This is a genomic window from Neisseria sp. CCUG12390 (genome assembly GCF_047837985.1).
In the GTDB taxonomy this organism is placed as follows: domain Bacteria; phylum Pseudomonadota; class Gammaproteobacteria; order Burkholderiales; family Neisseriaceae; genus Neisseria.
Window position 1 is genome coordinate 543,546 of the sequence record NZ_CP181244.1, and the last position, 13,821, is coordinate 557,366.

Annotated in this window: 10 protein-coding genes and 1 tRNA gene; 8 read left to right on the forward strand and 3 right to left on the reverse strand. The window is 52.1% G+C overall.

Annotated elements, in window-relative coordinates; genetic code table 11:
* Positions 1-16 precede the first annotated feature (16 nt).
* From ACM67E_RS02565 to ACM67E_RS02575, 3 genes are all read right to left on the reverse strand, one after another.
* Positions 17-1,297, reverse strand: a complete 1,281-nt coding sequence (locus tag ACM67E_RS02565) for an NYN domain-containing protein (RefSeq protein WP_416192071.1) — start codon at positions 1,295-1,297, stop codon at positions 17-19.
* Positions 1,298-1,438: 141 nt separating this feature from the next.
* Positions 1,439-2,095, reverse strand: a complete 657-nt coding sequence (gene hisG / locus ACM67E_RS02570) for an ATP phosphoribosyltransferase (protein WP_416192072.1) — start codon at positions 2,093-2,095, stop codon at positions 1,439-1,441.
* 81 nt (positions 2,096-2,176) lie between these two features.
* Positions 2,177-2,851, reverse strand: a complete 675-nt coding sequence (locus ACM67E_RS02575) for an SCO family protein (protein ID WP_416192073.1) — start codon at positions 2,849-2,851, stop codon at positions 2,177-2,179.
* Positions 2,852-3,128: 277 nt separating this feature from the next.
* Here ACM67E_RS02575 and ACM67E_RS02580 point away from each other — a divergent pair.
* The 8 genes from ACM67E_RS02580 (at position 3,129) to nosZ (ending at position 13,625) form a co-directional block, all read left to right on the forward strand.
* Positions 3,129-3,213 (forward strand) — tRNA-Leu (locus ACM67E_RS02580).
* A gap of 266 nt (positions 3,214-3,479) precedes the next feature.
* A complete protein-coding gene (locus tag ACM67E_RS02585) occupies positions 3,480-4,538 on the forward strand; it encodes a family 20 glycosylhydrolase (protein ID WP_416192074.1) in 1,059 nt (352 codons plus the stop codon).
* Positions 4,539-4,946: 408 nt separating this feature from the next.
* Positions 4,947-6,731 carry a biosynthetic-type acetolactate synthase large subunit gene (gene ilvB / locus ACM67E_RS02590; RefSeq protein WP_416192075.1) on the forward strand — a complete coding sequence of 595 codons (1,785 nt, stop codon included), beginning with the start codon at positions 4,947-4,949 and terminating at the stop codon, positions 6,729-6,731.
* The gene (ilvN, locus tag ACM67E_RS02595; protein ID WP_416192076.1) at positions 6,728-7,219 is read left to right on the forward strand and encodes an acetolactate synthase small subunit; all 492 of its coding nucleotides are present in this window, start codon (positions 6,728-6,730) and stop codon (positions 7,217-7,219) included. The genes ilvB and ilvN overlap by 4 nt, the downstream gene beginning before the upstream one ends.
* A 71-nt stretch (positions 7,220-7,290) precedes the next feature.
* A complete protein-coding gene (locus ACM67E_RS02600; protein WP_416192077.1) occupies positions 7,291-7,584 on the forward strand; it encodes a putative quinol monooxygenase in 294 nt (97 codons plus the stop codon).
* Between the two features lie 48 nt (positions 7,585-7,632).
* On the forward strand, positions 7,633-8,646 hold the full coding sequence (ilvC, locus tag ACM67E_RS02605) for a ketol-acid reductoisomerase (protein WP_416192078.1): 1,014 nt from the start codon (positions 7,633-7,635) through the stop codon (positions 8,644-8,646).
* Positions 8,647-9,214: 568 nt separating this feature from the next.
* Entirely contained in the window at positions 9,215-11,572 is a 2,358-nt protein-coding gene (locus ACM67E_RS02610; protein ID WP_416192720.1) for a 4Fe-4S binding protein, read from the forward strand.
* Between the two features lie 76 nt (positions 11,573-11,648).
* Complete coding sequence (gene nosZ / locus ACM67E_RS02615; RefSeq protein WP_416192079.1) at positions 11,649-13,625, forward strand: TAT-dependent nitrous-oxide reductase; 1,977 nt, start codon at positions 11,649-11,651, stop codon at positions 13,623-13,625.
* The last annotated feature ends 196 nt before the right edge of the window (positions 13,626-13,821 follow it).

Genomic DNA, 13,821 nt, shown 5'->3' on the forward strand with positions numbered 1-13,821 from the left:
GGCCGTCTGAAAATATTTAATCCTTGCTCACAAACCGTTTGTTCACTTTCACCCGCTCGCCGCGTCCGACTTTCTTGATTTCCAGCCAGTCGCTGTAAATGGCGTGCACCAAGGCGCGGTCGGTGTCGTAACCGTAGTCGTGCGGGTTGATTTGTGCGGCGAGCTGTTTCAAAACGTCGCTCAGGCGCGCCCAGCCGTCGGCATCGGCGGCGGCATCGACGGCCTGCTGCACGAGCGGAATCACGCGGCTGAATTTGGGTTTGCCGTTTTTGGTTTTGGCGGATTTGTCGGCAGGTGCGGGAATGGTTTCCGGCTGGACAGGCCGGGCGGCGGTTTCCGTATCCGGCTGTAAGCTGTTTTTTCCGTTTTCAGACGGCCTGTCCTGCGCGTCCTGTGTTGTGGCTGCGGTTTCGGGTTGGCGTTCCGCACGTTTGCGGTTGCGGCCTGCGGGTTTGCCGTCGGCGGCTCCGTTTTGCGGTTTATTGCCGCCTGAGGCCGTCTGAACGGCGGTTTCGGTTTGTACGGCGGTATCGGCTGGCTTGCTTTCTTTTTCAGACGGCCTGCCGTTTTTGTCGTTGCGGCGCACTTGGAGCTGGTTGTTGTCGGTGCGGTGTTCGAAAATATCGAAGGATTTGATGAGTTCGGAAAGTTTGGCGAAACCGTACAGGCGCGGGTCGAAATCGGGGTTGGTTTTGTTGATGTAGCTGCCGATGGGGCCGAGGTTGGCCCAGCCCAAATCGTCGGCGTTTTCGCGCACAGCGCGTTTGATGAGCTTGAGCGCGTCGGTTTCGCTGCCGCTGCTGTCGGCCGAAGGTTTGGTTTTGCCGCCGTTTTTGTGTGTGCCGGACGACGGTTTTTCGGGGCGGAAGATTTCGGTGTACACGAATTTGTCGCAGGCTTTGCGGAAGGCTTCGGGCGTTTTCTTTTCGCCGAAACCGTAAACGGTCAGCCCGCTTTCGCGCAGGCGGCTGGCCAGACGGGTAAAGTCGGAATCGCTGGAAACGAGGCAGAAGCCGTCGAAATTGCCGCTGTAGAGCAAATCCATCGCGTCGAGGACCAAAGCCATGTCGGTGGCGTTTTTGCCTTTGGTGTAGGCAAACTGCTGCACGGGGACAATGGCGTGCGGCAGCAGCGCGGCCTTCCATTTGTTCAGGCCGTGGCTCCAGTCGCCGTAAATGCGTTTGACGCTGGCGATGCCGTATTTGGCGATTTCTTCCAAAAGGCGGTCGACGATGTCGGCGGGGGCGTTGTCGGCATCAATCAAGACGGCGAGTTTTTTGTCGGAGATGGTGGTCATGGGGTTTCTCGTGATGTATTTATTCGGTGGCTGGCGACTGAAGACCAAGGCCTTTGAAAATCCGAAGATTTTCAAATTTAACCTTAGTTTTGAGTTTTACAATGGTCTCAGGCCGTCTGAAATTTTTTAGAGTCCGCCGTTTCAGACGGCTTGCCCTGCCACGCTGGCGAATGCGTCGATAACCGGTTGAATCAGCGTATGTTTCACTTTCAGCGCGGCTTTGTTCACCACCAGGCGGCTGGAAATGTCGGCGATGTGTTCCACCGCTTCCAAATTGTTGGCCTTGAGCGTGCCGCCTGTGGAAACCAGATCGACGATGGCATCGCTCAAACCGACCAGCGGCGCGAGTTCCATCGAACCGTACAGCTTGATGATGTCCACATGCACGCCTTTGGCGGCGAAATGCTCGGCGGCGATATTCGGGTATTTGGTGGCGATACGCAGGCGGCTGCCGGGTTGGGAAACGGCTTCGTAATCGAAACCTTTGCGCACGGCCACCATCATGCGGCATTTGGCAATCTGCAAATCGAGCGGCTGATACAGACCGTCGCCGCCGTGTTCGATCAAAACGTCTTTGCCGGCAATGCCGAAATCCGCCGCGCCGTATTGGACGTAAGTCGGCACATCGGTGGCGCGCACAATCACCAAACGGATGTTGTCGTGATTAGTGCCGATAATGAGTTTGCGCGACTGCTCGGGATTTTCAGACGGCACAATGCCGGCGGCTGCCAACAGGGGAAGGGTTTCTTCAAAAATGCGGCCTTTGGAAAGGGCGATGGTCAAAGTATTGTCGCTCATATGGATTATGCTCTGCGGAAGATGTGCGGGTAATGAAAGGCCGTCTGAAAAGCAAAAGTCATTTTTCAGACGGCATTGTTTTTATAATAAGGTACGGATATCGGCGGCAATCGCATCCGGCTCGCTGCCGTAAGGCGAGAAAATCGCCACTTCGCCGTTTTTGTCAATCAGATAAGCTCCGGAAGTGTGGTCAACCAAATAGTTGGCGCTGTCTTCTTTTTGGTTGACTTTGGCCGAAACCACGCGGTATTGCTGCTTGATGACCGGCAAGGCCTGGCCCTCGACGGCGGTAATCCCGATAAAGTCAGGGTTGAACTGCTTGGCGTATTTGCCGATCAGCTCCGGCGTATCGCGCTCGGGATCAACGCTGGCAAACACGACTTTCACGTTTTTCGCATCATCGCCCAACTGTTTCAGGGTATCGCTGTAAGTCAGCAGTTCGGTCGGGCAGACGTCGGGGCAGTGGGTGTAGCCGAACGAGAGTACCACGACATTGCCTTTCAAATCGCTTAATTTGAAGGGTTTACCGTTGCCGTCGGTCATTTCGAAATCGCCGCCGATGTCTTCTTTTCGCATATCCGTGCCATTGATTTGACCGGGTACGGCGGCTTTTTTCGCCGTTGCCGCCGCAGGGGTTTGGGCGGTAGAGGCAGGGACATCAGGCGCTTTGGAGGCGGCTTCTTCTTTGGGTTGGCACGCAGCCAGAACGGCTAAGGCGAAAACGCTGAGTACGAAGTTTTTGGTTGTGACTTGCATGGTATTCTCCGAGATTTGATCTAAGGTCGGTTCAAAAAAAGAATGGCTTATCTTAACGCTTTTATGAATTGAAATGTAGTGATTTATTGCTGATTTTGTCAAAAACCGGCCAAACTTTGATTCAGGTGAAGAGTCTGAATCGGGTCCGCAAAGCCAAACTGGGATTTTGAAAATATAATTTTATTCCGAATCAAGATATTGTAGCGGCAAATGCGGTCGGAATCGTCAAAACACTTTACAAGATTTTTGGGCTGGCTATAATAGCGACTTCTTCACCGCCCAGGTGGCGAAATTGGTAGACGCAGGGGACTCAAAATCCCCCGCCGCAAGGTGTGTCGGTTCGAGTCCGACCCTGGGCACCAAATTCATGGAACGGTCGCATAAAAATGCGGCCGTTTTTTATTTCATAACCATACCAATTTGTTTCGTTTTTTATCTTTACATTAAGCGGGAGAGGCACTCAGTTGCCGGGACGTCTGTCGAATTTGTTATTCCACGGAACTGAATCATGAAAAATCAATTGCTATTTTTAATATATAAGGCGAGAAAATTCCTGCTTTATGTGCTGATGGCCTGCTTTTTGTCGGCAACCGCTGCTTGTAGCAGCTTTTCAGTATATGCAGGTGATATGTTCTCTCAAAAAAAGCACAACGGTTTGATGCTGGACATTGCGCGCCGTTATTATTCGGTTGACGTCATTAAACAGTATATCGACACTTTGGCGGATAGCGGCGGCGGATTTCTGCATCTGCATTTTTCCGATCATGAAAACTATGGTCTGGAGAGCCGTATTCTCAATCAAAAAGCAGAGTCGGCAGAAATTTCAGACGGCCGCTACCGCAACCCGCAAACAGGCAAGCTTTTCTTAAGCGATTCGCAGCTAAGGGAGATTGCCCAATATGCTCATGCAAAAAATATCGAGTTGATTCCCGAATTGGGCAGCCCGAACCACATGGACGGCATTTTTACGCTTCTGACCCACCGTCACGGAGCCGAATATGTGCAGTCGCTGAAATCCAAGATGGCGGATGACGAAATCGACATCACCAATCCGCAAAGCGCAGCCTTTGTCGAATCACTGATGGAAGAAGTGATTGCCAAATTCCCGCACAGCAAACGTTTCCATATCGGGGCAGACGAGTTCGGTTACAGCGTTGAAAATCATCACGAATTCGTGGCGTATGTCAATCGTTTGTCAAGCTTTCTGGCTGGAAAGGGTTTGAAAACACAAATGTGGAACGACGGCCTCATCAAGCAGAATCTGGACGATTTGAACCGGCGAATCGAAGTTACTTACTGGAGCTATGACGGTGATGCCCAAGATCGCGGAGAGCGTGACAAACGCCGCAGAATAAGAGCCAGTATGCCCGAATTGATTCAGGCCGGTTTCGATGTATGGAACTACAATTCCTATTATCTTTATTTTGTGCCGAATTCGAATTTAGCCTCTTCCGGCGATACGGATTATGCCGTGCGCGATGTCGAGAAAAATTGGGATTTGGGTATTTGGGATGGCGACAATAGGCAAAATGTTCTGCAAGCGCACAAACAGAAAAAAGTGCGCGGAGCCGCTTTAGCGATTTGGGGCGAGCATTCGCTTTCGCTGAGTGACAAAACCGTTTTCTCGCATACGCAAAAACTGCTTCAGGCGGTAATGCATAAGGCTGAAAAGACGTCGTCTGATTAATCTTGCAAACAAAGGCCGTCTGAAAAAATATTCTTTTTTCAGACGGCCTTTGTTTGTACAGCGGCGGTGTACGTCAGTGTTAAAGTGTAGACAATTTCCACGGGTTAATCTCAGCTGCTGTCGAATGGGGGAATATTTATTTCATAAAAAACAATTGGTAATTAAATCAAATAAAAATAATGTTAAAAGATGAAAGATTTTGTCTTGCCTGAAAACAAAGATTGGGTTATCGTTGGGCTTCTTCATTTTCATAAACTCTGAGCCTTAATCCAATTGCTCGGGTGGACTGATTGTCGCCGTGCCCTGCCAATGTGCGTACCCTAAACCGCTACTTGGCAGGCTTGCATTACAGGTGCTGTGGCGAGGCTTCTGCTCCGATTGGTTTAACGCCCCATAAAAGAGGTTGTTATGCAATTATCAGGCGCACAAATCATTGTGCAAAGTCTTAAGGCCGAAGGCGTGGAATACGTTTTCGGTTATCCAGGCGGCGCGGTTCTCGAAATCTACGACGCCATCTTCCAACTCAATAAATTCAAGCATATCCTGACCCGCCACGAACAGGCGGCCGTTCATGCGGCGGACGCGTATGCCCGTACCAGTGGCAAAGTAGGTGTAGCATTGGTGACATCGGGTCCCGGTGCGACCAATGCGGTAACGGGTATTGCGACTGCCTATTCGGATTCCATTCCGCTGGTGGTCATTACCGGTCAGGTGGGTACGCCGTCTATCGGTACCGATGCGTTCCAAGAAGTGGATACGGTGGGCATTACCCGACCGTGTGTCAAACACAATTTCTTGGTAACGGACATCAACGACTTGGCTCCGACCATCAAAAAAGCCTTCCAAATTGCCGCCAGCGGCCGTCCGGGGCCTGTTGTGGTCGATGTACCGAAGGATGTCACCCAGGCGATGGCGAAATTCAGCTATCCGCAGGAAGATATTTTTATCCGTTCCTATCAGCCTGTCGTGCAGGGTCATACCGGCCAGATTAAAAAAGCCGTACAACTGTTTGCTTCTGCCAAGCGGCCGATTGTTTATTTCGGCGGCGGTATCGTCTTGGGCAATGCCAGTCGGGAATTGATTGATTTTGTTCATGCAACCGGCGCACCCTGTGTCGGCACGCTGATGGGTTTGGGTGCATTTCCGTCCAGCGACCGCCAATATCTGGGTATGCTGGGGATGCACGGTACTTACGAGGCCAATTTGGCCATGCAGGATGCGGATGTGGTGCTGGCGGTCGGCGCGCGGTTTGACGACCGTGTGGTGTCCGTTCCGTCTAAATTCTTGGAAAAACCGAAAAAAATCATTCATGTCGATGTGGATCCGTCGAGCATCGCTAAGCGCGTCAAAGTCGATATTCCGATTGTGGGCGACGTGAAAAACGTATTGGCCGAAATGGTTTGCTTGGTGAACAAACAGCAGTCTGTACCAAGCCGCGAACATTTGGACAAATGGTGGAAAAACATCGAATCATGGCGCAGCCGCGACTGTTTGTGGTTCGAGCAGGACGAAGAAACCATCAAGCCGCAGTTTGTGGTGAAAAAATTGGCGGAAATTACCGGCAATTCGGCCATCATTACCTCCGATGTCGGCCAGCACCAAATGTTTGCCGCTCAATATTATCCGTTCGAGCGTCCGCGCCAATGGTTGAATTCCGGAGGTTTAGGCACGATGGGTGTCGGCCTGCCTTATGCGATGGGGGCGAAACTGGCTGCGCCGGAGCAGGATGTTTTCTGTATCACGGGCGAAGGTTCGATCCAGATGAATATCCAGGAACTGTCCACCTGCTTCCAATATAAAATCCCGCTGACAGTGGTCACGTTGAACAACGGCTATTTGGGCATGGTTCGCCAATGGCAGGAGCTGTATTACAGCAACCGCGAATCGGAAACCTATTTCGACTCGCTGCCGGATTTCGTGAAGCTGGCAGAAGCCTACGGCCACGTCGGTATCCGCGTGACCAGGCCGTCTGAAGTGGAAGGTGCGCTGCGCGAAGCGTTGCAGCATAACCGCGAAGGCCGCTTGGTATTCATGGATTTCATTACCGATAAGAAACAGAACGTGTTTCCGATGGTGGGCAACGGCAAAGGCCTCGACGAAATGGTGCTGCCGGCACATATGCGCGAAACCAAAGCCGACAGCGATGTGAACGATGTCAACGACCGTGATTACGATACAAGGAGCGTGCCATGAGACACATTTTGTCCATTCTGATGGAAAACGAATCGGGCGCGATGAGCCGTGTGGTCGGCCTGTTTTCGGCGCGCGACTACAACATCGATTCATTGTCGGTGGCCGCCACCGAAGACCAAACCTTGTCGCGCATGACCATTGTGACGCATGGCGATGAAAGCGTGATTGAGCAGATTACCAAGCAGCTCAACAAATTGGTGGAGGTCATCAAAGTCGTCGATTTGAACGAAAGCCGGTTTGTCGAACGCGAACTGATGCTGGTGAAAGTGCGTGCGGCGGGTAAAGACCGCGACGAATTTCTGCGTCTGACCGAGATTTACCGCGGCCATGTCATTGACGTAACCGACCGCAGCTACACCATCGAAGTCACCGGTTCGAGCGATAAATTGGATTCTTTCTTGGAAACCGTAGGGCGCGCGCAGATTTTGGAAACCGTGCGCACAGGCGCAGCCGGCATAGGCCGCGGCGAACGGATTCTGAAAATTTAATGCCGTACTTTTTTCAGACGGCTTGTTAAAAATACTTGAGGCCGTCTGAAAACCAATACAGGAGAAGTTGAATGTCAACCGTCAAGATTGTTGCGCTGATTACCGTGAAACCCGAACATCGCGAAACATTGTTTGACCGATTCGCGCAGTTGGTTCAAGCCAGCCGTGCGGAAGCGGGGAATAACAGCTATGATTTGCATCAGGACATCCAAAATCCCAACCGCTTCGTGTTTGTCGAAAGCTGGAAATCGCAAGCGGCAGTGGACGAACACAATGCCAGCGAGCATTTTCAGGCATTCGTCAAAGCCATCGAGGGCAAGACCGACCATCTTGAAATCGTGATGCTCAACGAACTCTCCATCTGATTTTTTTACAGTCAACTCAACAAACCTATTTAAACAAAAGGAATTGAAATGCAAGTTTATTACGATAAAGACGCCGACCTGTCATTGATCAAAGGCAAAACCGTCGCCATCATCGGCTACGGCTCGCAAGGCCACGCGCATGCGGCCAACCTGAAAGATTCGGGCGTAAACGTGGTGATCGGTCTGCGTCAAGGTACGTCTTGGGACAAAGCCGTCAAAGCCGGCCACAATGTGAAAACCGTTGCCGAGGCGACCAAAGAAGCCGATGTCGTGATGATTCTGCTGCCGGACGAAAACCAGCCGGTTGTCTACAAAAACGAAATCGCACCCAACCTGAAAGACGGCGCGGCTTTGGCATTTGCCCACGGCTTCAACGTACACTACAACCAAATCGTGCCGCCATCAAACGTGGACGTGATTATGGTTGCGCCTAAAGGCCCGGGTCACACCGTGCGCAGCGAATTTTTGAAAGGCGGCGGCGTGCCTTCGCTGATTGCCGTTTACCAAGACAATTCCGGCAAAGCGCGCGACATCGCCCTGTCTTACGCGGCGGCCAACGGCGGCACCAAAGGCGGCGTGATTGAAACCAACTTCCGCGAAGAAACCGAAACCGACCTGTTCGGCGAACAGGCCGTATTGTGCGGCGGTGCGGTCGAATTGGTGAAATGCGGTTTCGAAACCTTGGTGGAAGCCGGTTATGCTCCTGAAATGGCGTACTTCGAGTGTTTGCACGAATTGAAACTGATTGTGGACTTGATGTACGAAGGCGGTATTGCCAACATGAACTACTCCATCTCCAACAATGCCGAATACGGCGAATACGTTACCGGCCCAGAAGTAATTACGCCCGCCACCAAAGAAGCGATGAAAAAAGCGCTCTACCGCATCCAAAGCGGTGAATACGCGAAAATGTTCATCCAAGAAGGTGCAACTAACTACGCCAGCATGACCGCCCGCCGCCGTCTGAACGCCGACCACCAAATCGAAAAAGTCGGTGCGCAACTGCGCAGCATGATGCCGTGGATTGCCAAAAACAAATTGGTTGATTTGGATAAAAACTGATTTTGATGATTCAGTATCAGCAATGCCGTCTGAAAATTTCAGACGGCATTTTTTATTGTCAATTGCTTGGATTGCATTTCATCGTAGAGTGTTATTTAGGATTGGGAAATTGTCGGTGCACGAGTTGAAAAAACGGAAGTGCAGCGGACTTGCGCGGCTAATGACGAATAATAAATTTCAGGGGTGATCTCAATTTTGCAAAGGTCGCAGTTTGGCCATGCCGTCTGAAATTTTCAGACGGCATTTGATATGCCAAACCGTTCAAATACATTTAATCTAAGTCAAGGCCGTCTGAAAGATGATTGTGTAATATTTTCAGACGGCCTGTTTGCAATCATCCGGCATAATTTATAAAGATTGAAATCAAATGAAATTTTACCGGATGATATTATCGGCTGATTGATTACACATCTTTCGTAGCCGTATTCATATCTGTTTTAATCATAAAGAATTACAACGCATAATAAATACACTTTAAGATTTGTAAACTTGATATACATCAAATAATCAAGGTCAGATGATTCATATAATATAATTGTTTTGAGTAACAGAGCATCGGGGATAGATGATGTCCGGTTTTGAGATGGAAAGGGCGGAGCATACGGGTCTGCTCGGGCGGTTGGCTGCCGTTATCTTGGCGGTATTGTTGGCGGTGTCGAGCCTGCCTGTTTATGCCGAGCGTTTGCCCGAATTTTTAAGCAAAATCCAGCCGTCTGAAATTTTCCCGACGGCCGACCGTTACGGTAAGCCTGAAGGTAAGCCGATGATTGCGCGCGTCTATAAAGGCGATGAGCAGCTCGGCTTGGTCTTCATCACGACCGATGCCGTCAATACGCGCGGTTACTCGAGCAAACCGATTGATACCATGGTTGCGCTGTCAAACGACGGTACGATTGCCGGTGCCAAATTGGTGGCGCACAACGAACCGATTATGCTCATCGGCATCCCCCAATCCCGTATCGATAAATTCATTGATAACTACGTCGGCTTGAATTTCATTACCACGCCGCCGAAACCCGGGGTAGCCCCTGCCGACATCATCAGTGGCGCAACCGTGACGCTGATGGTGATTAACGACAGTATGCAGCGTTCGATTAAAGCAATCGCCCACCAATATAAATTGGGTACGGCGCAGGCAGCCGCTGCCGCAGGGACTGCCGCAGATGGTGCGGCGGCTTCCGATGTGCCGGCCGCTGCGGTGCAAACCCGTCCGCGCCGTGCCGTCAATATGGACAAGCAGGACATCCAGTCTTGGAACGCGCTGCTGGAACAAAAAGCCGTTGCCAAGCTGCACATGACCGTTGACGAAGCAAACAGACTTTTCGAGCAAAACGGTAAAGAAGGCTCTGCCGAGCACGCGGAAAAAGGGCCGGGTGACGAGACCTTTGTCGATATGTATGCAGCGGTGGTCAGCCAGCCTTCCATCGGTAAAAGTTTATTGGGCGAGGCGGGCTGGAACAACCTGCAACGCCGTCTGAAACCGGGTCAGCAGGCCGTGCTGGTGGCAGGGGAAGGGCGTTATTCCTGGAAAGGCTCGGGCTATGTGCGCGGCGGCATTTTCGACCGTATCGAGATGATTCAGGGCGATACCAGTTTCCGTTTTACCGACGCGCAACACGAACGCGTGGTGGCTTTGGCTGCCGAAGGTGCGCCAGCATTCAAAGAAGTATCGTGGTTTACGATTCCTGAAGACGTACAGTTTGACGCAGCCGAACCGTGGCGCATCCAGTTGATGATTCAGCGCGTGTTGAGCGTGAACGACAAAGCCTTCGTTACCGCCGATTTGGATTATGAACTGCCGCAGGGCTATTACGTTGACGACCCGAAAGCCGAGCCGGTCACGGTTACCGCGCCGATCGAAGAACCTGCGCAGGAAGCGAAACCCAAGGCCAACCAAACCGCCGGCATTCTGGAAGCCGCCACCGATGACGGCGTATCCAACCAATTGTGGAAACAGATTTGGCAGGCGAAAAAAGGGCAGATTATCGTCGTCGGCATAGCCTTGACCATTCTGCTGCTGGTGTTCCTGTTCCAAGACTGGATTGTGCGTTATGAAAAATGGTATGACCGTTTCCGCATCGCCTTCCTGACGTTTACGTTGTTCTACATCGGTTGGTATGCTCAGGCGCAATTGTCGGTGGTGAACACCTTGACGCTGTTTTCCGCGATTTTGACCGATTTCCACTGGGAATTTTTCCTGATGGATCCGCTGGTGTTCATTCTGTGGCTGTTTACCGCAGCGACGATGCTGTTGTGGAACAGGGGGACATTCTGCGGCTGGCTGTGTCCGTTCGGTTCTTTGCAGGAATTGAGCAACCGTCTGGCGAAAAAACTGGGCGTGAAACAAATCACCGTGCCGCATTTGCTGCACACCCGCTTGAGTGCGATTAAATATGTGATTTTCTTCGGCTTGCTGGCGGTGTCGCTTTACGACTTGGGTCTGGCAGAACATCTGGCCGAAATCGAACCGTTTAAAACCGCGATTATTTTGAAATTCATGCGCGAATGGTGGTTTGTGCTGTTTGCCGCGGCATTGCTGGCGGCCGGTCTGTTTATCGAACGCTTCTTCTGCCGCTATCTGTGTCCGTTGGGTGCGGCGATTGCGATTCCAGGGCGGTTCCGTATTTTCGACTGGCTGCGCCGTTACAAAATGTGCGGCAATCCGTGTCAGATCTGTACCCACGAATGTCCGGTACAGGCGATTGCGCCGGAAGGCGACATCCATCCGAACGAGTGTATCCAGTGCCTGCATTGCCAAGTGATGTACCACCATGATACGCGCTGTCCGCAAGTGGTTGCCGACAATAAGAAAAAACGCCGTCAGGCTGCGGCAAAAGCCGACAATGAAGCCGAAACCGCGGCGAAAGTGACCGAGCATGTCGTCCATTTTGTCAAACCGGCTGCGAAAATCACAGTCGATAAGTAAGTTGAACAAGTTTCCCTGTATCCCATGGTAGGCCGTCTGAAAAGACCAATACCGATTTCATCCCAAGGAGAATTTTATGTCAGACGAAAAATTAGAACAAAACGGCTTAAGCCGCCGTTCATTCTTAGGCACGGCCGCGGTTTCCGGTGCCGGTATTGCCGGTGCGGGTCTGTTGGGTCTGGCCGGTTGTTCCAATGCCGAAGGCGATAAAGGCGCGGCTTCCGGTGCGGCCGGTTCCGCACCTGCGGCCAAAGCCGACGCACACGGCGGCGAAGGCGGCCAGTCTGCTCATGTCGGTCCGGGCGAACTTGACCAATACTACGGTTTTCTGTCGGGCGGCCAATCCGGCGAGATGCGCTTGGTGGGTCTGCCTTCCATGCGCGAACTGATGCGTATCCCTGTGTTCAACATGGACAGCGCGACCGGTTGGGGACGTACCAACGAGAGCCTGCGTATTTTGAATGAAAAAAATACCGCCGAAACCAATGCGTTCCTGAAAGCCAGCGGCCTGCGCTGCATCCCGAACGGCGACCTGCACCACCCGCACCTGTCGTTTACCGACCAAACCTACGACGGCCGCTACGCCTACGCCAACGACAAAGCGAACAACCGCGTCTGCCGCGTGGATTTGGAAATCATGAAAACCGACAAAATCGTTGAGATTCCGAATGCGTCGGGTATCCACGGTTTGCGTCCGCAGCGTTATCCGAAAACAGGGTATGTGTTTGCCAACGGCGAGCATATCGTGCCGGTTGAGGGCTTCGGCAAGGCCGACGATCCTAAAACCTGGAACGCGGTTTACACCGCCATCGACGGCGAAACCATGGAAATCGCATGGCAGGTGCTGGTTGACGGCAACTTGGACAACGGCGATGCCGACTACCAAGGCAAATACTCGTTCTCGACCTGTTACAACTCCGAGCGCGGTCTGACCGTCCAAGCCGCTTCCGCCAACGAGCAGGACTGGGTGGTCGTGTTCAACTTGGCCGCGATTGAAGAAGGCATCAAAAACGGCGACTTCAAAGAAGTGAACGGTGTGAAAATGGTGGACGGCCGCGCCGAAGCCAATTCCAAATACACCCGTTACATTCCCGTGCCGAACTCGCCGCACGGCTGTAACGCTTCGCCTGACGGCAAATACATCATGCTCAACGGCAAATTGTCGCCGACCGTCACCGTATTGGACGTGAGCAAACTGGACGATTTGTTTGCCGGTAAAATCCAACCGCGCGACGTGGTCGTGGCCGAGCCGCAATTGGGTTTGGGACCGTTGCACACCGCATTCGACGGCCGCGGCAATGCCTACACCACGCTGTTTATTGACAGCCAAATGGTGAAATGGAACATCGAAGACGCGATTAAAGCCTTCAAAGGCGAGAAAATCGATCCGATTAAGCAGAAAATAGACGTTCATTACCAGCCGGGTCACAACCATACGACCATGGGCGAAACCAAAGAAGCCGACGGTAAATGGTTGGTATCGCTGAATAAATTCTCGAAAGACCGTTTCCTGAACGCCGGTCCGCTGAAGCCTGAATGCGACCAGTTGATCGACATTTCCGGCGACGAAATGAAGCTGGTTCACGACAATCCGACCTTTGCCGAGCCGCACGACTTCTGCTTGGTGGCCGCGTCTAAAGTGAACCCCGCCAAATCTTGGGACCGCACCAAACACGCCTGGTGGTGGAAAGATGCCGCCGATATGGCCGCCAAAGACGGCGTTGAGCTGGAGAAAGCCGCCAAAGTGGTGCGCGAGGGCAATAAAGTACGCGTGTACATGACCGCCGTCGCACCGGCATTCAGCGTGCCGCAATTCGAAGTGAACCAAGGCGACGAAGTGACCGTTATCGTGACCAACGTCGAAACCATCGAAGACTTGACCCACGGTTTCACGTTGGAAGGCTACGGTATTGCGATGGAAGTTGCGCCGCAGCAAACCAGCTCGATTACCTTTACCGCCCACCGTCCGGGCGTTCACTGGTATTACTGCCAATGGTTCTGCCACGCGCTGCACATGGAAATGTCAGGTCAGATGATTGTCAAACCGAAATAATCGGGTTTGCCTGATTTAGCGGCGTCAGGCCGTCTGAAAACACGACAATATTTTCAGACGGCCTTTATCACAAAGCCTTTTGGCGCAATCGGCTCAGAAGGTTTTGTGATAAACAAAAACGCTGAAGGCCGTCTGAAATTTTCACACGGGTAGGTTGGGTATTTGCTGCCCGCGCAGATTTCAAAATGCCGTGCAA